Source organism: Antiquaquibacter soli, assembly GCF_030580675.1.
In the GTDB taxonomy this organism is placed as follows: domain Bacteria; phylum Actinomycetota; class Actinomycetes; order Actinomycetales; family Microbacteriaceae; genus Rhodoglobus; species Rhodoglobus soli.
Map to the genome: position 1 here is coordinate 1,713,101 of NZ_JAUQUB010000001.1, position 18,656 is coordinate 1,731,756.

22 protein-coding genes and 1 tRNA gene are annotated in these 18,656 nt (G+C 69.1%); 13 read left to right on the plus strand and 10 right to left on the minus strand.

Annotation, left to right across the window (positions count from 1 at the left end):
- The first annotated feature begins 3 nt into the window (after window positions 1–3).
- The 3 genes from Q5716_RS08420 to Q5716_RS08430 are packed head-to-tail and all read left to right on the plus strand — an operon-like array spanning window position 4 to window position 2,270.
- Window positions 4–1,485 carry an SDR family NAD(P)-dependent oxidoreductase gene (locus Q5716_RS08420; protein WP_305002626.1) on the plus strand — a complete coding sequence of 494 codons (1,482 nt, stop codon included), beginning with the start codon at window positions 4–6 and terminating at the stop codon, window positions 1,483–1,485.
- Window positions 1,479–1,700 (plus strand): hypothetical protein, encoded by a 222-nt coding sequence (locus tag Q5716_RS08425; RefSeq protein WP_305002627.1) that lies wholly within the window; start codon window positions 1,479–1,481, stop codon window positions 1,698–1,700. The genes Q5716_RS08420 and Q5716_RS08425 overlap by 7 nt, the downstream gene beginning before the upstream one ends.
- A 9-nt stretch (window positions 1,701–1,709) precedes the next feature.
- Window positions 1,710–2,270: a TetR/AcrR family transcriptional regulator gene (locus tag Q5716_RS08430; protein WP_305002628.1), complete on the plus strand. Its 561-nt coding sequence runs from the start codon at window positions 1,710–1,712 to the stop codon at window positions 2,268–2,270.
- On the opposite strand, the gene Q5716_RS08435 is transcribed toward Q5716_RS08430, so the two are convergent.
- From Q5716_RS08435 to Q5716_RS08445, 3 genes are read right to left on the minus strand one after another with little or no spacing between them, the layout of a single operon-like run.
- Window positions 2,267–3,943, minus strand: a complete 1,677-nt coding sequence (locus tag Q5716_RS08435) for an FAD-binding oxidoreductase (RefSeq protein WP_305002629.1) — start codon at window positions 3,941–3,943, stop codon at window positions 2,267–2,269. The genes Q5716_RS08430 and Q5716_RS08435 overlap by 4 nt on opposite strands.
- A complete protein-coding gene (locus tag Q5716_RS08440) occupies window positions 3,943–4,629 on the minus strand; it encodes a lysophospholipid acyltransferase family protein (RefSeq protein WP_305002630.1) in 687 nt (228 codons plus the stop codon). The genes Q5716_RS08435 and Q5716_RS08440 overlap by 1 nt, the downstream gene beginning before the upstream one ends.
- On the minus strand, window positions 4,629–5,453 hold the full coding sequence (locus Q5716_RS08445; protein ID WP_305002631.1) for an SDR family NAD(P)-dependent oxidoreductase: 825 nt from the start codon (window positions 5,451–5,453) through the stop codon (window positions 4,629–4,631). Before Q5716_RS08445 ends, Q5716_RS08440 begins: the two co-directional genes overlap by 1 nt.
- Window positions 5,454–5,535: 82 nt before the next feature.
- Here Q5716_RS08445 and Q5716_RS08450 point away from each other — a divergent pair, with 82 nt between their 5' ends.
- The 3 genes from Q5716_RS08450 to Q5716_RS08460 all read left to right on the plus strand — a co-directional run bounded on the left by Q5716_RS08450 (window position 5,536) and on the right by Q5716_RS08460 (window position 9,492).
- Window positions 5,536–6,351, plus strand: a complete 816-nt coding sequence (locus tag Q5716_RS08450; protein WP_305002632.1) for a hypothetical protein — start codon at window positions 5,536–5,538, stop codon at window positions 6,349–6,351.
- Between the two features lie 83 nt (window positions 6,352–6,434).
- A complete protein-coding gene (locus Q5716_RS08455) occupies window positions 6,435–8,708 on the plus strand; it encodes an SDR family oxidoreductase (protein ID WP_305002993.1) in 2,274 nt (757 codons plus the stop codon).
- Window positions 8,698–9,492 carry a ferritin family protein gene (locus Q5716_RS08460; RefSeq protein WP_305002633.1) on the plus strand — a complete coding sequence of 265 codons (795 nt, stop codon included), beginning with the start codon at window positions 8,698–8,700 and terminating at the stop codon, window positions 9,490–9,492. The genes Q5716_RS08455 and Q5716_RS08460 overlap by 11 nt, the downstream gene beginning before the upstream one ends.
- On the opposite strand, the gene Q5716_RS08465 is transcribed toward Q5716_RS08460, so the two are convergent.
- Window positions 9,489–9,965, minus strand: a complete 477-nt coding sequence (locus tag Q5716_RS08465; RefSeq protein WP_305002634.1) for a hypothetical protein — start codon at window positions 9,963–9,965, stop codon at window positions 9,489–9,491. The two genes, Q5716_RS08460 and Q5716_RS08465, sit on opposite strands and share 4 nt — an antisense overlap.
- 32 nt (window positions 9,966–9,997) lie before the next feature.
- Window positions 9,998–10,273, minus strand: a complete 276-nt coding sequence (locus tag Q5716_RS08470; RefSeq protein WP_305002635.1) for a TFIIB-type zinc ribbon-containing protein — start codon at window positions 10,271–10,273, stop codon at window positions 9,998–10,000.
- Window positions 10,274–10,328: 55 nt separating this feature from the next.
- Between Q5716_RS08470 and Q5716_RS08475 the strand changes: the two genes are divergently transcribed.
- The 6 genes from Q5716_RS08475 to Q5716_RS08500 are packed head-to-tail and all read left to right on the plus strand — an operon-like array spanning window position 10,329 to window position 14,864.
- A complete protein-coding gene (locus Q5716_RS08475) occupies window positions 10,329–10,823 on the plus strand; it encodes a cation:proton antiporter regulatory subunit (RefSeq protein WP_305002636.1) in 495 nt (164 codons plus the stop codon).
- A gap of 6 nt (window positions 10,824–10,829) precedes the next feature.
- Window positions 10,830–12,029, plus strand: coding sequence for a cation:proton antiporter (locus tag Q5716_RS08480; protein WP_305002637.1), 1,200 nt, complete (start codon window positions 10,830–10,832; stop codon window positions 12,027–12,029).
- On the plus strand, window positions 12,026–12,664 hold the full coding sequence (locus Q5716_RS08485; protein ID WP_305002638.1) for a Type 1 glutamine amidotransferase-like domain-containing protein: 639 nt from the start codon (window positions 12,026–12,028) through the stop codon (window positions 12,662–12,664). Before Q5716_RS08480 ends, Q5716_RS08485 begins: the two co-directional genes overlap by 4 nt.
- 21 nt (window positions 12,665–12,685) lie before the next feature.
- Window positions 12,686–13,042, plus strand: a complete 357-nt coding sequence (locus Q5716_RS08490) for a DUF2200 domain-containing protein (RefSeq protein ID WP_305002639.1) — start codon at window positions 12,686–12,688, stop codon at window positions 13,040–13,042.
- The gene (locus tag Q5716_RS08495; RefSeq protein ID WP_305002640.1) at window positions 13,039–13,476 is read left to right on the plus strand and encodes a DoxX family protein; all 438 of its coding nucleotides are present in this window, start codon (window positions 13,039–13,041) and stop codon (window positions 13,474–13,476) included. Before Q5716_RS08490 ends, Q5716_RS08495 begins: the two co-directional genes overlap by 4 nt.
- Before the next feature lie 8 nt (window positions 13,477–13,484).
- The gene (locus Q5716_RS08500) at window positions 13,485–14,864 is read left to right on the plus strand and encodes a hypothetical protein (protein ID WP_305002641.1); all 1,380 of its coding nucleotides are present in this window, start codon (window positions 13,485–13,487) and stop codon (window positions 14,862–14,864) included.
- A gap of 7 nt (window positions 14,865–14,871) precedes the next feature.
- Here Q5716_RS08500 and Q5716_RS08505 read toward each other — a convergent pair whose 3' ends face one another.
- A complete protein-coding gene (locus Q5716_RS08505) occupies window positions 14,872–15,186 on the minus strand; it encodes a hypothetical protein (RefSeq protein WP_305002642.1) in 315 nt (104 codons plus the stop codon).
- A gap of 242 nt (window positions 15,187–15,428) precedes the next feature.
- Window positions 15,429–15,501: transfer RNA gene (locus tag Q5716_RS08510), tRNA-Ala, on the minus strand.
- 78 nt (window positions 15,502–15,579) lie between these two features.
- On the opposite strand from Q5716_RS08510, the gene Q5716_RS08515 reads away from it, so the two are divergent.
- Window positions 15,580–16,137, plus strand: coding sequence for an antibiotic biosynthesis monooxygenase (locus tag Q5716_RS08515; RefSeq protein ID WP_305002643.1), 558 nt, complete (start codon window positions 15,580–15,582; stop codon window positions 16,135–16,137).
- On the opposite strand, the gene rsfS is transcribed toward Q5716_RS08515, so the two are convergent.
- The 3 genes from rsfS to nadD are packed head-to-tail and all read right to left on the minus strand — an operon-like array spanning window position 16,134 to window position 18,646.
- Window positions 16,134–16,511, minus strand: a complete 378-nt coding sequence (gene rsfS, locus Q5716_RS08520; RefSeq protein ID WP_305002644.1) for a ribosome silencing factor — start codon at window positions 16,509–16,511, stop codon at window positions 16,134–16,136. The two genes, Q5716_RS08515 and rsfS, sit on opposite strands and share 4 nt — an antisense overlap.
- A gap of 23 nt (window positions 16,512–16,534) precedes the next feature.
- On the minus strand, window positions 16,535–18,046 hold the full coding sequence (locus tag Q5716_RS08525) for a hypothetical protein (protein ID WP_305002645.1): 1,512 nt from the start codon (window positions 18,044–18,046) through the stop codon (window positions 16,535–16,537).
- Complete coding sequence (gene nadD, locus Q5716_RS08530; protein ID WP_305002646.1) at window positions 18,047–18,646, minus strand: nicotinate-nucleotide adenylyltransferase; 600 nt, start codon at window positions 18,644–18,646, stop codon at window positions 18,047–18,049.
- Between the last annotated feature and the right edge of the window lie 10 nt (window positions 18,647–18,656).

An 18,656-nucleotide genomic window follows, 5' to 3' on the forward strand; every position in this document is an offset into this window, starting at 1 on the left:
TCTGTGACCTCCGAGCCCACCGACCCCGCCGCGACCAACGGCCCCGGCATCGATCCCGTCGATCTCGAGACGACGCTGCGCGTGCTCGAATCGATGGCGGGCCTCGACGAGGAGCACCCGGACTTCGTCGCGGTGCGCCGCGCCACGGCTCGCATGTTCAAAGCCGTGAAGAAGGAGCGGCGGCTCGCCCTCCGCGCCGCGGTAGCCGAAGCGGACAGGGCCGTGGTCGCCGCGACCGCGACCGGGGCACCCGATCGGATCGACGACGAGACGCGAGGCATCCCGATCTCCACCCGCACGACATCCCCGACCGCCGGCACGCTCATCAAGTCGCGCGCGTGCTACATCTGCAAGCAGCACTACACGCTCGTCGACGCGTTCTACCACCAGCTCTGCCCCGACTGCGCCGCCCTCAACCACGCGAAGCGGGATGCCCGCACCGACCTCACCGGCAAGCGCGCCCTGCTCACCGGCGGTCGCGCCAAGATCGGCATGTACATCGCCCTGCGCCTGCTGCGGGATGGCGCGCACACGACCATCACGACCCGCTTTCCCCGCGACGCCGTGCGCCGCTTCACCTCGCTGCCGGACTCCGAGGAATGGATCGACCGGCTCCGCATCGTCGGCATCGACCTTCGCGACCCCGCCCAGGTGATCGGGCTCGCCGACTCCGTCGCCGAGCAGGGCCCCCTCGACATCATCATCAACAACGCGACCCAGACGGTGCGCCGCTCCCCCGGCGCCTACCAACCCCTCGTCGACGCGGAGCTCGCGCCGCTCCCCGACGGACCGCTGCCGGAGATCGAGACGTTCGGGCACACCAACGACGCCCACCCGCTCGCGCTCCAGCGGTCCGTGAGCTCGCACCCGATCCTCGCTGCGGCGGCCGCGCGAGCGGAGGAGCTCACCGAGCAGGCGATGGCTGCGGGGTCGAGCTCGCTCGAACGGCTCGCCGCCGGCACCGCGATCGATGCCGGCGGCCTCATCCCCGATGTCGACGACGTCAACTCGTGGACGCAGCGTGTCGACGAGGTCGATCCGCTCGAGCTGCTCGAAGTGCAGCTCGCCAACTCCACGGCTCCGTTCATCCTCATCTCCAAGCTCCGTCCCGCGATGGCCGCCTCCCCCGCGCGGCGCAAGTACGTGGTCAACGTGAGCGCCATGGAGGGGGTGTTCAATCGCGGGTACAAGGGGCCGGGGCATCCGCACACGAACATGGCGAAGGCCGCTGTGAACATGCTCACCCGCACGAGCGCGCGCGAGATGTTCGAGACCGACCGCATCCTCATGACGAGCGTCGACACCGGCTGGATCACCGATGAGCGACCGCACCCGACGAAGGTGCGCCTCGCCGAGGAGGGCTTCCACGCCCCGCTCGACCTCGTCGACGGCGCCGCCCGCGTGTACGACCCGGTCGTGCGCGGCGAGGCGGGCGAGGACCTCTTCGGGGTCTTCCTCAAGGACTACCGGCCGGGGCAGTGGTGAGCTGGTCGCCGTTCCCGTTCCCGTCGGGCACCCGCGTCTCGATCCGGCGGCTCCTGCCGGACGGCATGGCGACGGATGCCGTCGGCTGGGTGCACCTCTCCGACGACACCCACGTGGTCGTCGCCACGAAGCGCGGCCTCGAGACGATCGAGCTCGCGGCTATCATCGCCGCGAAGGAAGTGCCACCCCCGCCTCCCCCGCGGGAGCGTCAGTAGGCTGAGGGGATGTCGCGGGCCGGAGTCGATGAGCGGATCTCCTTCGCCGCGCTCGACCTGCTGCGCAGCCGCGGTCCCTCCGCCGTGAGCGTGGAGTCGGTCGCGGCTCACTCCGGGGTCGCGAAGACGACCATCTACCGGCGGTTCGAGAACCGCGACGAGCTTCTCGCCGCCGCGGTCGTGTCGGCCACCCGCCCGATCGACCTGCCCGAGGGCCTGAGCGCCGAGGACACGGTGCGCTGGGCGCTCCGGCACGCGCGCGACATGATCGAGAACGTCGTCGGTCGGGGTGCGCTCGCGGCGGTCATGGCCGACGGCGACCCGGTCTTCCGCGACGTGCTGCTGGGGATGATCCGCGCCTCGATCGGACCGTTGCGCCACGACCTGCGCGCCGAGGTCGCCGACGGCGAGCTTCGGGCGGACCTCGACATCGAACTCGTGCTGTCCGTGCTCATGGGCGCGGTCATCGCGGAGATGATCCGCGGGCGCCCCACCGATGACGAGTGGGTCGAATCGGTGCTCGGGCTGCTCTGGCCCGGGCTGTCCGGCCCGGGCCGCAGGGCTCGCTAGTAGCCCGCGTCGATGATCTTGCCGGGGTTGAAGTTCGACCCCGGGTCCGCTCCGTCGAAGAGCGCCTGCATGACCGCGACGCCCTCGGGCGAGATGTCCTCGGCGAGCCACGGCGAGTGCTCGCGACCGACCCCGTGGTGGTGCGAGATCGTGGCATCCGTGTCGACGAACGCCTGCTGGATGGCGTTCTTGACGATGTTGTACTCCCCGAGCGGGTCGTTCTTGAAGACGAACGCGAAGGTGAAGTACAGGCACGCGCCCGAGTGGTACGAGTGCGAGAGGTGCGACATGATCCACCCCTTCACCCCGATCTCGTCGTAGGCCTTCTGCGCGGCCGCGTAGACGTTCTTGTGCACGTCGATCAGCCGCGACCACGGTGCCGCCGTCTCGGAGACATCGCCGGCCGCACCCATGTCGAGCAGGAAGTCGCGCAGATAGGGCGTGTCGAACTTCTTCTGGTCGTAGAGGATGCCCGGCCCCTCACCGACCCCCATGCCGCCGTGCTTCTTCACGATCGCATCGGTGAGCTTCTTCTGGCGCTTCGCGTGCGCCGTGCCGCCCTCGTAGCCGATGAAGGAGATGCAGATGTCGTCGAGATTCCAGCCCTTGCGCTTCATGAGAGCCGGGAGCACGGTCTCGGCGGTGAACTTCGAGAAACCGTGCCGCTCCTTGCTCGTCGCGAGGGTGAAGCCGGTCTCGCGTGCGTCGGAGATTCGCGTGATCGACGGCGTCGCATCCGACTCGGAGATCTCGCGCATCGCCTCGATGCCGGCGGCCCAGTTCGGGAAGAAGTAGGCGTAGATGTTGCGCTTCTCAGGGACGCGGTGCACTTGCACGGTGACCTCGGTGATGACGCCGAGCCGCCCCTCGCTCCCGAGGATCATCTCGCGAACGCTCGGACCGCTCGACGTGGAGGGCAAGGGCCGCAGCACGAGGGTGCCGCCGGGGCGCACCATCCGGAGGCCGCGGCAGATGTCGGCGATGTCGCCGTACTTGTCCGACTGCATTCCCGAGGACCGGGTTGCGACCCAGCCGCCGACCGTCGAGTGGGTGAAGCTGTCCGGGAAGTGACCGATGGTCCAGCCCTTCGCGTTGAGCTGAGCCTCGAGGTCCGGACCCTGGGCACCGGCCTGGATGCGCGCGAGCCCCGACTCGGCGTCGATGGCGACGACCTCGCGGAGCCGACCGAGGTCGAGGGAGATGACGACGCGCTTCTCCCCGCGGTGCGGCTCGAGGCTGCCGCCGATGTTGCTGCCGCCCCCGAACGGGATGATCACGGCGTCGGCGGCGACCGCGGCATCCACGATCGCCTGCACCTGCGCCTCATCCGCCGGGTAGACGACGACGTCGGGGCTGCGCTGGATCTGGTTCCCGCGGATGCGCACGAGGTCGCGGAGGCTCTTGCCGTAGGTGTGGATGACGCGCAGCATGTCGTCGGTCGAGACGTGCTCGGCGCCGACGATCGCGGCGAGCTGCTTGACGAAGGCGGCCGTCGCCTTGGACTTGCCGACCTTGAGGTCGGCGAACGACGGCTCTCCCGCGCGAGTCGCGGTGAGGAGGTCGAGGCCGACCGCCTGCAGGACGAACGGTGCGAAGCCCGGCTTGTCCTCGTGGTGGAAGCCCACGCCTTCGTTTCCCCAGCCCCACCACTTCATGTGCTTGACGGCGGTCATCAGCGTCCCTTCTCTGCGTGCTCGCGCGACGGCATCGGCTGCACGGTCTCGTGGAGGCGTCGCACTTCCGCAGCGAGGCGGACCGAGAACTCCTCGGTCGATTCGCCTGTGGTCGGGGTGATCGGGGCGCCGAACACGACTGTAACGGGCAACCGGCCCCTCTTGGGCCAGTTCACGCCGCGCGGCATCGCCGTGCTCGCCCCGACGAGCGCGACCGGGATGCACGGGGTGCCGGTCGCGAGCGACAGCGCTGCGGCGCCGGGCTTGAACCGACCCATCTCGCCGTGCTTGGATCGGCCCCCCTCGGGGAAGATCAGCAGCGGCACCCCGCGCTCCAGGAGCGACCGGGATGACCCGGTCCGCTTGCCCTCGGAGTTCCGTTCGATCGCGAACGCGTTGAAGAAGAGCGTCGTCAGCCACTTCCGCCAGGCGACATCGAAGAAGTAGTCCGCCGCGGCGCCCGCCGCGAGGTATCGGGACAGTCGGCGGGGCAACCACCCGAAGATGAGCGGGGCATCCAGGTGGCTCGAGTGGTTCGCGACGAGGATGAAGGGGGCATCGACCGAGTCGAGCCGATCGAGTCCTCGCGTCGAGACGCGCACGAGCGACCAGACGAGGGGTTTGAGGAGGCCCCGCTGCGCGACGAAGCGAACGGCGGCCACGGGCTTCGACCTGAAGCGGTCCACTAGTCGTCCTTCCGATCCACGACGGGATGTTCGGAGCCGACCGACTGCGGGCCTGGTGCCCGTCGCCTCGCCGTCAGGCGGCGGGAGATCCACCGCACCGTGAACCGGGGCAGGTGCCGGGCAAACCACCCGAGCACCCGGTACCGAACCGTCGGTATGGAGATCACGCGACCCCGGTCGACGTCGCGCAGCGCGAGCCGGACCACCACGTCGGGCTCCGTCCAGAGCCAGTCCGGGATGGAGCTCGTGCGCACTCCCGCCCGAGCGTGCCACTCGGTCGAGACCCACCCGGGAAGCAGCGCCGTCACCGTCACCCCCGTGCCGTGGAGCTCGACCGCGAGACCCTGGGTGAACGCGGTGACCCAGGCCTTGATCGCGGCGTACGAGCCGGTGGCGAGGTACGTCTGCAGGCTCGAGACGTTGAGGATCGTGCCCGAGCCGCGGGGCACCATGGCGCGGGCGGCCGCGGAGGACAGCACGAGCACCGCCCGGCACATCACCTCGAAGGCATGGTCGTGCACCGCCGGATCCCCCTCGGTGAAGCCCTGGTGCACGCCGAAGCCGGCGTTGTTGATGACGACGTCGATGGGCCGATCGGGGTCCTCGATGCGCCGCGCGACGCGGTCGACGTCCGACCGGTCGCCGAGGTCGGCGCGCAACGTCTCGACATGGATGCCGCTCGCGGCATGCAATTCGGCCGCGACGGCGTCGAGGCGCTCCTCATCACGGGCGACGAGCACGAGGTCGAATCCCCGCGCGGCCAACTGCCGGGCGAACTGGGCGCCGATGCCCGAGGTGCCGCCGGTCACGAGAGCCGTTGCCATGGTCGATACCTTACGCTACGGGCCCCGTAGCGTAAGGCGGGTAGACTGCTCGCACAGCGACCAGGTCTCGGAGGTATGACGGATGCCCGAACAGCCGGAGGCGTCCGTGGAGACGGCCGGGGGCGGGGCCTTCCCGGCGCCTCACTTCGACGTTCGCGACTTCGCGCGGACAGCCGCGGGAAGCCATCGTGAGAGGCTCGGGCTCGAGTCCTACCGCTCCGCCCGGCTCACCGACGACACGCTGCGCGCGCTGCGCTACCTGCAGATCATCGAGCGCGCGACGATGACCCACTTGCGCAGCGTGCTCGTCACCGCGACGCACAAGGATGCCCGCATCACCGCGTTCCTCGTCACGTGGGCGTACGAGAAGTACTGGATCGCCGACGCACTCGAGCAGATCATCCTCGCCCACCAGCCCGAGGGCGCGGAGGCGGACCGCTCCCCCTTCATCACGCCCGTCGAGCGCACCATCCGCGAGTCCATCGTCGCGAACATCATCGGCGTCCCGATGATCGCCGTCCACATGGCGCTCGGCACGGTCGACGAGTGGCTCACCCAGGCGGCCTACCGCCGGCTCGCCGACCTTGACGGCAACCCGCAGCTGGCCCAGACGATCGCCGAGTTCCTCGAGGTCAAGGAGCGGCAGCTCGACTTCTTCGAAGCTCAGGCCCGATTCCGGCTCACGGAGTCGCCGCGGGCCCGCTCGCTGACCCGAAAGCGGCTCGCTCGCACCCCGTGGCCCATCGGCGCGAAGGCCGAGCCGGATTCCGAGACCCGCTGGTTCCTCACCCACCTGTTCAGCGGCGCCCCCGAGGTCGTCGACGAGATCGACGCGCGCGTCGACACGCTGCCCGGCCAGTCCGGGCTGCGCCTCATCCGAAAGGCCGCCCGGCTGTGACCCCAGCTCGCACGACCACCCGCTCGACTACCGCCCGCTCGGCGCCGTCCCGCTCGGCGAAGAAGACCGCGGACGCGCCCGTCCTGACGGACGAGCACGTGTTCCTCACCGGCGGGACCGGGTTCGTGGGGCAGGCGATCCTCGAGCGACTGCTGTCGTCGCATCCGGGCACCCGCATTTCGGTGCTCGTGCGGGGCAAGGGCAGCCAATCCGCGCAGGCCCGCCTCGAGAACATGCTCCGCAAGCCGGTCTTCAAGGCCTGGATGGACCGGGTGGGAGAGGAGGAGGCCCGACGCCAGTTCGCCGAGCGGGTCTCCGTCGTCGACGGCAGCCTGAGCAACGTCGGCGCCCTGCCCGGCGATCTCGACGTCGTCATCCACTCCGCCTCGACGGTCTCCTTCGACCCTCCCATCGACGAGGCCTTCGACACGAACGTCGGCGGCGCGCACGGCGTCTACGGCGCCCTCCTCGCGAGCGGCAGCGACCCGCACGTCGTCCACATCTCCACGGCCTACGTCGGGGGGATCCGCAAGGGGATCGTCCCCGAGGCGTCCCTCAGCCACGATGTCGACTGGCGCGCCGAGTCCGACGCCGCGAAGTCCGCCCGCGAGCGGGTCGAGCTCGAGTCGCGCCAGCCGGAGGCGCTCCGCCGACAGCTGCAGCGCGCGAAGGCCCGCCACGGCAAGACCGGCCCGCAAGCGGTCGCGCAGTTCGCCGAGGCCGCGCGCGCCGAGTGGGTGCGCGAGCGACTCGTCGACTACGGCCGCACTCGTGCCGAGAGCCTCGGCTGGACCGACGTGTACACGCTCACGAAGGCGTTCGCCGAGCGCGCCGCCGAGGAGCTGTGGGCGGAGGCCGGACATCGGCTCTCGATCGTGCGCCCGTCGATCATCGAGAGCGCACTCCACCACCCGTTCCCGGGCTGGATCGACGGGTTCAAGGTCGCCGACCCGCTCATCATCGCCTACGGCCGCGGTCAACTCCCGGACTTCCCCGGCCTGCCGGACTCGGTGCTCGACGTCATCCCCGTCGACTTCGTCGTCAACGCGACGCTCGCCGTCGCCGCGCGGCCCGCCGTGCCGAAGGAGCCGCGGTACTTCCAGGTCGTGTCAGGCAAGAGCAACCCGCTCCCGTTCCACCGCATGTACGAGAACGTCAACACGTACTTCACCGCCAACCCGCTGCCCGACGAGAAGGGCGACATCCGCGTGCCGTCGTGGCGCTTCCCCGGAGGGCAGAAGGTCGAGAAGGCGCTCGTGAAGCGCGAGCGCCAGGCCGAGCGCGCGGAGCGCCTCATCGAGCGGATGCCCGCGACGCCCCGCACCCGCACGTGGCTGGACGGCGTCGTGAAGGGTCAGCACGGCCTCGCACAACTCCGCGCCTTCACGGAGCTCTACCGCGCCTACGTGCAGACGGAGATCATCTTCGACGACACCAACACCCGCGCGCTGCTCGCGACGCTTCCCGCGGACGTTCAGCGCGACGAGGGCTTCGACGTCACTGAGATCGACTGGGAGCACTACTTCCAGAACATCCACTTCCCCGCGGTGACGACCCTGACGCGCGCGTTCGGCAAGCGACCCGCCGCGAAGGCGAAGGTCACGCGGGCACTGCCCGAGCGCAGCGACGTGGTCGCGATCTTCGACCTCGAGGGCACCGTCCTCGAGTCGAACCTCGTCAAGCAGTACCTGCAGCTGTGGTCGGGAACCGTGCCGCGCAAGCGCGTCGCTCACGATCTCGCAGATTTCGCGTTCTCCCTGCGCAAGTACTGGCGGGCGGAGCGCCGCGACCGCGGCGAGTTCATCCGCACCTTCATGCGGCGCTACGAGGGTTTCAAGGTCGCGCAAATCCAGCGCGACGTGCGCGGCTCGTTCGGCAAGGCGATGATGCGCCGGGCGCTGCCCGAGGCGCTCGCTCGAGTGCAGCAGCACCGGGACGCCGGCCACCGCACGATCCTCGTCACCGGCACGATCGACCTCATGGTCGAGCCGTTCGTTCCGTACTTCGACGAGGTCGTGGCCGGCCGGATGCACGAGCGCGACGGCATCCTCACCGGCTTCCTCGCCGACCCGCCCCTCGTCGACGAGGCTCGGGCGGCGTGGCTGCGGCACTACGCCGCCCAGAACGGATTCGACCTCACGCAGTCGTACGGGTACGGCGACAGCCACGCCGACCTGGTGTGGCTGCAGCTGCTCGGAAACCCGACGGCGGTGAACCCCGACATCCACCTCTACCGGCACGCGCGGGAGAAGCACTGGAACGTGGTTGACTGGAAACGCGGGGCAGCACCCGTCGCCCAGCCGCAGGACTCCGAAGCATCAGTGGCCCTCACCGAAGGAGCAGGCAATGGCGTTTGATATCGACAAGTACACCGCGACGTCGGTGAGCGTGGCGTGGCAGGACCTCGACTTCGACGAGTTCGAGTCGAACCCGCTGCCCGAGTCGACGCTGCGCAGCCTGCGTTACATGTGCGACATCGAGTACCACACGGTCTGCTACCTCCGCGACCTTCTCGTCACGCCCTCCCACAAGGAGGCCGACGTGAGCGCCTTCATGACGATGTGGAACCGTGAGGAGTTCTGGCACGGCGAGGCTCTCGCCGCCGTCCTCGGCAAGCACGGCGTCGTCGTCGACTTCGACCAGCTGAAGGCCACCCGACTCAAGCTCGGCTGGAAGGACCGCCTCGACCCGATCAAGCAGTCGCTGCTGGGCAACATCGTGGGCAAGGACTTCATCGCCGTCCACATGATCTGGGGCGCGGCCAACGAGTGGTCTGCCGTCGCGGCGTACAACCGCCTTGCCGACCTCGAGGGCCACCCCGTGCTCGCCGAGCTGCTGCGCCGCATCGCCAAGCAGGAGGCCCGGCACGTCGCGTTCTACGCGACCCAGGCTCGCGAGCGGCTCGCGAAGAGCAAGAAGGCCCAGGTGCTCGCGCGCTTCGCCCTCAAGAACGCGTGGGGCCCCGTCGGGTCCAGCGTCATGGAGCCCGAGGAGGTCACCCACGTGATGGGCCACCTCTTCGCCGGCGACGAGGGGCTGCGCGAGATCCGCAAGCTCGACGAGCACATCTCCCGGATGCCCGGCCTCGAGGGACTCACGATCGTGGAGACCTCGATGAAGAAGTACGGGGTCGCCGCCTAGCGGCGGATCTCCACGAGCAGCACCCACGCGTTGAGCACGGTGCCGACGAAGCCGAGGACCATCCCGGCGACAACGAAGTAGAGCCCCGCGACCGACCCGGCGGCAAGCACCGCTCCCCCGGCGAGGAAGGCGAGGGCCGGCACCACGAGGACGGCGCCCTTGAGGATGCCGGCGCGCGCGTCATCCCGCACGAGCCGCAGCGTCGACTCGAGGGCGAAGCCGAGGCAGACGAGGGCGAAGAGGATTGTCGCGGCTCCGAGCCACGCGAGCGGGATCGCCGGGATCAAGCCCAGCACCGACACGACGGTGGCGAGCACCAGCACCGAGATCGTCGCCCCCGCTCGGGAGGGCAACGACGGGAACCTCACGATGACGTCGATGTTGACGCTCATCGCGACGATGATGAGCCCGGCGAGAGCGGCCGACGCTCCCGCGACCGCGACGAACAGGTCACTCCACTCGGCGATCTCCATGCCGCCACCCTAGCGGCGGCGCGAAACCCGCGTCAGTCGAAGAGCTCGGAGAGCCAGTTGTCCTTCTTCTTGCGGTACGGCTGCGCATAGCCGTTGTGGCCCTGGCCGTAACCCTGCTCGCGGTACTGGGGAGCGGGCGGCTGGTAGGCGGGCGCTTGCGGGGCGGATGCCGCGGCTCCCGCGCGATCGATGATCTTGTCGAGCTCGCCGCGGTCGAGCCACACTCCCCGGCATTCGGGGCAGTAGTCGATCTCGATGCCGTTTCGCTCGCTCATGACCAGGGTTGCGGAGTCGGTGGGGCACTTCATGCCCCCATCCTGTCGTGCGCGACTTGGAGGAAACTGGATGGACTACCGTAAGACCGTGAGCGTACGAATCGAACGCGTCGACCTGCCCGGCATGGGTGTGCGCAACGACGTCATCACCGCCAACGGGCGCCGCATCAGCGTCGTGTCGCTGCGATCGGGCGAGCGCGAGGTGGCGCTCTTCGATGCCGACGACCCCGACGCGAGCACCGACTCCATCGCACTGACGGACGATGAGGCCGCCGCTCTCGCGGAAGTCCTGGGCGCGAGCATCCAGCTCTCCCGGCTGTCGAGCCTGAGCGACCGCGCACTCGGCCTCTACACGGAGGAGTTCTCGCTGCCCGGCGGCTCGGGCTACATCGGGCGCCCGATGGGCGACATGAAGGCGCGCACGCTCACGAGCTCGTCGATCGTCGCGATCGTGCGCGGCAGCCAGGTGCTCTCCTCCCCCACTCCGGACGTGCTGCTCGAGCACGGTGACACGATCGTCGCCGTCGGAACACGCGCCGGGCTCGATGCCCTCGCCAAGCTCATCGACCGCGGGCCGGGTTAGACCGCCGTGCACGAGACGACACTCCTGTTGATCGAGGTCGGAGCCCTCCTCCTCGTCCTGAGCGTTCTGGGTCGTCTCGCGCTGCGCTTCGGCATCTCCCCGATCCCGCTCTACCTGCTCGCGGGCCTCGCCGTCGGTCACGGCGGTCTCGTGCCCCTCGATGCGAGCGAGGAGTTCTTCGAGATCGGCGCCCAGATCGGCGTCATCCTGCTCCTCGCGATGCTCGGCCTGGAGTACTCGCCGCGCGAGCTCATGGCGAGCCTGAAGCAGTCGCGCGTCGCGGGACTCCTCGACGGACTGCTCAACGCCGTGCCGGGTGCCCTGTTCGGACTCGTCATGGGGTGGGGATGGCTCGCAGCGGTCGCCCTGGCCGGAATCACGTGGGTCTCGTCGTCGGGAGTGATCGCGAAGGTGCTGCGCGACCTCGGCCGACTCGGCAACCGGGAGATCCCCGTCGTCCTCTCGGTGCTCGTCATCGAGGACCTCGCGATGGCGTTCTACCTGCCGATCCTCTCCGCCCTCGTGATCGGCACCGGACTTCTGCAGGGCTCGCTCACGGTCGCTCTCGCGGTCGGGGTGGTGGCGGTCATCCTGTTCATCGCCGTGCGCTTCGGCAAGCAGCTGTCGCGGCTCTTCCCCGCGCACCTTCCCGAGCCCCTGCTACTCGGCGTCCTCGGGCTCACGATGCTCGTCGCCGGCCTCGCCGAGCAGGTGAGCGTGTCGGCCGCCGTGGGCGCGTTCCTCGTCGGGATCGCGATCTCGGGCCAGGTCGCGCACAACGCGACGGTCATCCTCTCGCCGCTGCGCGACCTGTTCGCCACCGTCTTCTTCGTCTTCTTCGGCCTCTCGACGAGCCCGGCGGACATCGTGCCGGTGCTCGTGCCCGCGTTCGTCCTCGCGATCGTGACGATGGCCACGAAGACGCTGGCTGGCTACCTGGCGGCCCGGCGCGCAGGCATTGGCATCCCGGGCCGCTGGCGAGCGGGACTCTCCCTCACTCCGCGCGGGGAGTTCTCGATCGTCATCGCCGGACTCGCGGTCACCGCAGGCCTCGAACCCGCCCTCGCCCCGCTCGCGACCGCCTACGTGCTCATCACCGTTATCGCGGGACCCCTGCTGGCCCGCATCCCCGACGCGCAGTGGTTCAAGGATGCCGTCCGCCGCCGTCGTCTCGCCGCCGAGGCCCGCGCCGCGGCGAGCTCGTGAAGCTCTACCTCTCCTCCTACGGGCTCGGCAACGCGGGCCACGAGCTGGCCGCCCTCGCCGGGAGCCGCACGCGAACCGCGCTCGTGATGAACGCGCTCGACGGGTACGGTGACCGTCTCACGCGCCAGATCGCGGAGAACGTCGAGGCTCTCGCCGCGATCGGGCTGCACGCGAGTGAGGTCGACTTGCGCGACTACTTCGGTCGGGCAGGCGACCTCGAGCGCGATCTGGCCGAGTTCGGAGTCGTGTGGGCCGTTGGGGGAAACTCATTCGTCCTGCGGCGAGCCATGCGCGAGAGCGGATTCGACGGCGCGATCGCCGAGAGGGTCCGCGCAGGCGACCTCGTTTACGGCGGGTTCAGCGCGGGAGCTGTCGTGGCGACGTCCACCCTCCGCGGCATCGAGTCCGTCGATCCGCCGGACGACGTGCCGCCGGGGTACCCGCGGGAGGTCGTCTGGGAGGGGCTGGGATTCGTCGAGACAGCCCTGGCTCCGCACTATCGATCGCCGCACCCGGAGTCTGCGGCCGTCGAGGCCATGGTCGCGGAATTCACTTCCCGAGGTGTTCCAGTGCTCGCCCTGCGCGACGGAGACGCGCTGCTCGTAGACGGGGCATCCTCCCGGGTCGTCGGATGAGGCGCGGGGTACGCTAGGCCCATGAGCCGGATCTTCGGGATGCCCGTCTCCTCGGTCTACCCCCTGTACGTCGCCAAACTCGAGCGCAAGGGCCGCACGCCGGAGGAGCTCGACGAGGTCACCCGCTGGCTCACGGGCTTCGACGACGCGCAACTACGGCACCACCTCGAGGCGGGTTCGACGTTCCGCGAGTTCTTCGACGCGGCCGAACTCAACCCCGCGGCGGATCTCATCACCGGCGTGATCTGCGGGGTGCGCGTCGAGCAGATCGACGACCCGCTCATGCAGAAGATCCGCTACCTCGACAAGCTCGTCGACGAGCTCTACAGGGGCAAGCCGATGGAGAAGGTCTTGCGCACCCCGGCGGTTCCCGCATGATCGACGGCACCCAGCCCACATCGACGGCGCGCACGGCCGTTCGGATGCTCCTCGGGGCGTCCCTCGTGTTCGCGGGCATCGCCCACCTCACGTTCGGCCGTCGCGGATTCCGGGCGCAAGTGCCCGCTTCCCTGCCCTTCGATGAGGACCTCGTGGTCGTCGGCTCGGGTGCTGCCGAGATCGGACTCGGTTCGGCGCTTCTCGCTGCCGGACGCCGGCGAGTGCCCGTCGGATGGCTCGCCGCCGCTTTCTTCATCGCCGTGTTCCCCGGCAACATCTCCCAGCTCATCCACCGCCGCGACGCTTTCGGGCTCGACACCGACGCGAAGCGCTGGGCGCGACTGCCCTTCCAGCCTGTCCTGGTGGCGGCGGCGTTGTGGTCGACCGGCGCGTGGCGGGATCGGGCGGCGCTCGCCCGTCAGGTGCGGCGGTAGCGTCCGAGATGCTGGAGGAGAGCGCGCGCGTGGAGGGTGAAATCGAGATTGTCAGCGACGGAACCGGAATCGCGGTGATCGGCTCGGTGGACGACGTGGAGCGCTTCTTCCTCATGTCGGGCCTCGACCGTCTACCGTCGAGGCCGGTCGACTTCCACCGCGTCTGGTCGATCGCGACCGTGGGAGGAACGGTAGCCGAGGCTGCTGCAACCGCTGGTGCTTCCGCGGGCCGCTGGGTGAAGCTGACGGAAGAGTCCGCGCGCATGTTCCAGAAGTCCCAGATGATGACAGGCTCGACTGAGGGAGTCGTGCGGGCCATTGCTCTCAGAAACAAGAGCACGGCGAAGCACATCCTTGAGATCGTCACCAAACCAGGCACGGTTCTCACCAATCCGGCCGTCCTCGCCGGCGCCGCAGCGGTCATGTCGCAGTACGCGATGCAGCACCAGATGGACGAGATCGCCGACTACCTCAAGACGATCAACGAGAAGGTCGACGACATCCTCCGCGGGCAGAAGAATGCGGTCCTCGCCGACATGATCGGCGTGGATCTGGTGATCGAGGAAGCCATGACGATCCGCGATCAGGTCGGCCGCGTGTCGGAAATCACGTGGTCGAAGGTGCAGGCAACCTCCCAGACGCTCGCCCGGACGCAGGCCTACGCGCTCCGGGAACTGGATGCGATCGCAGAGAAGCTGAGAAAAAAGGCCGACATGGGCGATATCGCCCGAGTCACGCGGGAGCTGGAGCCTCAGGTTGCAGAATGGCTGGCCGTACTCGCGCGGACCGTCCAACTCCAAGAGGGCGTGTCAGTGCTTGAACTGGATCGCGTGCTGGACGCCTCGCCAGAGGAGCTCGAGGACCATCACGCTGGACTGCTCGCGGCCCGGCACAACCGCCTCCGCCACATCGAGCGGTGCACCGGAACTCTGCTTGCGCAGATGGACGAAACCGTTCGAAAGGCAAACGCTGCGGTGCTGCTCAACCCGTTCGATTCGCCTGCTGCGGTGAAGTCGAGCAACAATGTGGTCGAGCGAGTCCACGGCCTGCGCGACCGACTCGGGATCGCGGCGGGTAGCGACGGCATCGCTGCTAAGCGCTGGAGCCAGGCCGCAGGTGAGATGGTGGAAAAGATCAAAGAGGGCACTGTTGGCGGCGCGGGGGTAGCCAAGCGTCTGGGTAGCCAAGCTCTGAACCGGGTGAGCGAGCCTTTCCGCCCCGTTGATGCGAACGGTGACGGTATTGCCGACGAGGTCCCTGCCGTTATCGCGGCGCAGCACGCTGGCAGCGCCGTCAAAGCCGCCGTCTCCGGGCTCACGGGCACCATCGGCAACACTCTGCGGCCCAAGAAGGCGTCGGATAACTCGGCAAACCCAGAAGCCAACTAGCGCCCGCTCAGTCGAGCTCAAAGTCGGGATGGATGCTCCATCCCGCGACCCTCTCTAGGTCGGCGGCGAGCCGCAGCGCCTCCAGTCGTGCGTGATCGTCGCTCCGGGTCGAATAGACGTCCAGCGCGACCGGCGGAGGGTCACCGAACTTCGGGATCTCCACCTCCACCCACGCACCTCCGCCGAGTTGCACTCTCGGCCTCGACGAGCCGATGCCTTCAACCGACTCGTCTCGCGCGAGCGCGACCACCGCCAGAGCATCCACGCGGCTCAGTGCAACGGGAACGACGAGGGTGGCGGCGTAGAGATCCGGCTCGGTCATCCAACCATCCTGGCGGACGGAGCCTACAGAATGAAGAAAGCCGCCCGGAGGCGGCTTTCTGCATTTGTGGACCGGAGGGGATTCGACGCCCCACCGGTGCCGCCGCCACGTCGCGGTAACCGGACCGTGGCAGGTCACGACGGGGCGACGCGACGGACTGCGCCGGCGGGGACCCCGGTGGATCGGATCCTACTGGGGTGCACAAATGAAGAAAGCCGCCCGGAGGCGGCTTTCTTCATTTGTGGACCCGAGGGGATTCGAACCCCTGACCCCCTGCATGCCATGCAGGTGCGCTACCAACTGCGCCACGGGCCCGTGAAACGTGCTTGACCACTATACCCGAAGCCCGGGGGTGCGGATGACCACGGCCGGAGCATCCCGCAGACTGGAGGGGTGAGCGAACCGATCACCGTATCCATCACCCGAATCGTCGACCCCGCGCAGGCCCGCCAGTTCGCGGCGTGGGCGAGATCGGGCGAGGACCTCATGAGCACCTACCCCGGCTACCTGGGGTCGGGCTGGATCCGCCCCGACCCGGCGAGCCCCGAGTGGCACATGCTGTTCCGGTTCGCGGATGCCGCGTCCCTCGCCACCTGGCAGGAGTCCGACGAGCGGCGCTGGTGGATGGCGTCCGCTCTCGGGATCGTCGAGCACACGCCTGAAGAGCGCCTCACCGGCATCGAGGGGTGGTTCGATCATCCCTCGTCGGTCGAGGTCATCGCGAGCACTCCCCCGGCGCCACCGCGCTGGAAGCAGATGATCTCGATCTTCGTCGTGTTCTTCCCGTTGAGCCTGTTCGCGAACTGGGCGCTCTCGCCGCTCACGTCGACGTGGCCGCTCGTCTTCCGCGTACTGCTCACGGTCGTGCTCATCACCCCGGTGATGACCTACCTGGCCATGCCGTTCGTCACCCGGGCACTGCGGCCCTGGCTGATGAAGAAGAAGGCCTAGTCGGCGACCGGAACGGGCTCGAGGTCGAGCGGGATGACCGGGCAGTCCTTCCACAGGCGCTCGAGCGAGTAGTACATCCGGTCTTCCTCGTGGAAGATGTGGGCGACGAGATCGCCGAAGTCGAGGAGCACCCACCGGCCCTCGGCGCGCCCCTCGCGGCGCAGCGGCTTCGAGCCGGCCTCGATGAGCTTGTCCTCGATCTCGCTCGCGATCGACTGCACGTTGCGCTCGTTGCGACCCGTGACGAGAAGGAAGACGTCCGTCAGCGGAAGCGGACCCGACACGTCGAGAGCGACGAGATCCTCGCCCTGCTTGGAGTCGGCGGCTCGAGCGGCCACCGCCAGGAGATCGCGGGCGTGTTCGGATGCAGTCACAGGGTCCTTCGGTTGCGGGTCATCTAGAAGACGCCGACCGCCAGCGCGACCACGAGGAGTCCGACGACGACGACGGCCATCGATGCGGCCGCGATCAGCAGGGCGGTGAGGGCGCGATTGCCCTTCGGCTTCGGAGCGTGGCCGATGTTCGAACCCGACTGGGTGCTGACGGCCTTGATGGCGCTCACAGGAGCGGAGTCCGTCGAGACGAGCTCCGCGTCGTGCGACTCGAAGAGCCGGTCGATGCCCTCGTGCTCGAGTCGCGCCGAGGCGCCCGTGGCCGCGAGCGAGTGCGGGAGGTCGATCGAGCCGGTGAGCATGATCTCGCCGGTGCCGGTGAGCGGGCCGCGGATGTCGCCATCCGGGATGATCGGCAGCACGAGCGCGCTCGTCGTCGCCGACCCGCTGCCGACGGTGCGGCTGAGCGTGGTCTCGATGGGCTGCGACGGGTCGTCCTGCTGCAGCTGGGTCGACCAGTGGCCCTGCGGCGGCGTCCAAGGACTGGCCTCCTCCGCGACGGGCGCGGGAGCGGGGTCGGGAGCGGCGGGGACGACGGGCGGGATGCTCGGGGCGTCGTGCTGCCCGGCCAGCCAGTCGAACTCGTTCAGCGCGTTCGTGAGGCCCGTGTTCGGTTCCGGCTCGGGAGCCGACGTCGGCAGCGTCGAGATCGGCTGGGCCGACTCGGGGGCCACCGAGGGAGCCGGAGCGGATGCCGCGGGCGGCTCCGTCCCAGACGGAGCGCTCCCGGCGACGAGGTTCGCGAACGGCCACGCCTGCTCCTCGTCCGAGGGCGCTACCGGCTCAGGGCGCGGAGGTTCCTGCAGCTCCGGGACCGCCGCTGCAGCCTCGGCTGCCTGGAGGGCGCGCAACTCACGACGAGTGAGGGTGTGCTCGGGGGCGACCGACTCAGGGATTGCCGAGATCGGCGGCTCGATGTGCTCCACGGGCGCGACCGCCGCGGGAGCGATGGTCGGCGGGACGGCCGCGATGGGTGCCTCGGGAACCGACGGAGCAACCGCGGCGGATGGGGTCACGCGCCCCTCGGTCTGATAGTCGAGGTCGGCAGCGGCGAGCGGCTCGATCGGCTCGGTCCACCCGGGGATCGCCGTGACGGGGGCATCCGGCGCGGCGGAACGACGCCCCTCCGGACTGAAGTCGCGCGGTCGGAAGGCGGGACGGTCGGCCACCGGCATCGCCTGGGTGGGCGGGAGAGCATCCTGACCCGGCTCGGGCGTGGTGCCGCGCGGGCGGAACGAGGGGCCGTCATAGGTGGGGATCGCCGGCTTCTGCTGGGTGACGTAGTCGAGGGGCTCGCCGGAGGGGGCCGCGGCGCGACGGCCGCCCGACTGCGGCGCCGAACCGGGTTGCGCCGGGGTCTGCTGGAGCTGAGCGGCGCGGCGGGCGGTGGTGTCCCACATCTCGCGAGGCGCCGACGGGTCCGAGTACACGCCGACGGCGGGCTCCGCGTTCTCCGCGCGCTCACTCTGCCGGGCTGCACGCCGCGACTGCGGCTGCTGGTCCTGGAAAGTGGTCATCTAGCTACTCCGATACAAGTGGTGCTTGGCGATGTACTGGACGACTCCATCTGGGACCAAATACCAAACCGGAAAGCCCCGACTGACTCTGCTTCGACAATCTGTGGAGGATATCGCCAGTGCCGGCACTTCAAGCGAGCTTACGCCTTGCTCTGGCAATCCGCTAATGGTGAGCCGGTGCCCTGGCCGTGAAACAGCTATGAAATGCGCGAGCTCCCACACCTCGGCGACGTCTTTCCAGTCGAGGATCTGGGCGACGGCGTCGGCTCCAGTGATGAAGAAGAGGTCGGCATCAGGGCGGGCAGAACGGATGTCGCGCAGGGTGTCGACCGTGTACGTCGGGCCATCCCGCTCGATGTCGACGCGGCTCACGGTGAACCGCGGGTTAGCCGCCGTCGCGATGACGGTCATGAGGTAGCGGTGCTCGCTCTCGGTCACCTCGCCCTTCATCCAGGGCTGTCCCGTCGGGACGAAGATCACCTCGTCGAGGTCGAACTGCTGCTGCACCTCGCTCGCGGCCACGAGGTGGCCGTTGTGGATGGGGTCGAACGTGCCGCCCATGATTCCGATTCGGGCACGGCGCTGTGCAACCGACGTCATCCGGGCTGGG

Coding starts and splice junctions, on each gene's coding strand:
- Q5716_RS08500 (WP_305002641.1), top strand. CDS start 13,485: ATGCTGGAGGAGAGCGCGCGCGTGGAGGGTGAAATCGAGATTGTCAGC.
- Q5716_RS08470 (WP_305002635.1), bottom strand. CDS start 10,273: ATGAAGTGCCCCACCGACTCCGCAACCCTGGTCATGAGCGAGCGAAAC.
- Q5716_RS08430 (WP_305002628.1), top strand. CDS start 1,710: ATGTCGCGGGCCGGAGTCGATGAGCGGATCTCCTTCGCCGCGCTCGAC.
- Q5716_RS08525 (WP_305002645.1), bottom strand. CDS start 18,046: ATGACCACTTTCCAGGACCAGCAGCCGCAGTCGCGGCGTGCAGCCCGG.
- Q5716_RS08445 (WP_305002631.1), bottom strand. CDS start 5,453: ATGGCAACGGCTCTCGTGACCGGCGGCACCTCGGGCATCGGCGCCCAG.
- Q5716_RS08465 (WP_305002634.1), bottom strand. CDS start 9,965: ATGGAGATCGCCGAGTGGAGTGACCTGTTCGTCGCGGTCGCGGGAGCG.
- Q5716_RS08460 (WP_305002633.1), top strand. CDS start 8,698: ATGGCGTTTGATATCGACAAGTACACCGCGACGTCGGTGAGCGTGGCG.
- Q5716_RS08435 (WP_305002629.1), bottom strand. CDS start 3,943: ATGACCGCCGTCAAGCACATGAAGTGGTGGGGCTGGGGAAACGAAGGC.
- Q5716_RS08495 (WP_305002640.1), top strand. CDS start 13,039: ATGATCGACGGCACCCAGCCCACATCGACGGCGCGCACGGCCGTTCGG.
- Q5716_RS08490 (WP_305002639.1), top strand. CDS start 12,686: ATGAGCCGGATCTTCGGGATGCCCGTCTCCTCGGTCTACCCCCTGTAC.
- nadD (WP_305002646.1), bottom strand. CDS start 18,646: ATGACGTCGGTTGCACAGCGCCGTGCCCGAATCGGAATCATGGGCGGC.
- Q5716_RS08505 (WP_305002642.1), bottom strand. CDS start 15,186: ATGACCGAGCCGGATCTCTACGCCGCCACCCTCGTCGTTCCCGTTGCA.
- Q5716_RS08450 (WP_305002632.1), top strand. CDS start 5,536: ATGCCCGAACAGCCGGAGGCGTCCGTGGAGACGGCCGGGGGCGGGGCC.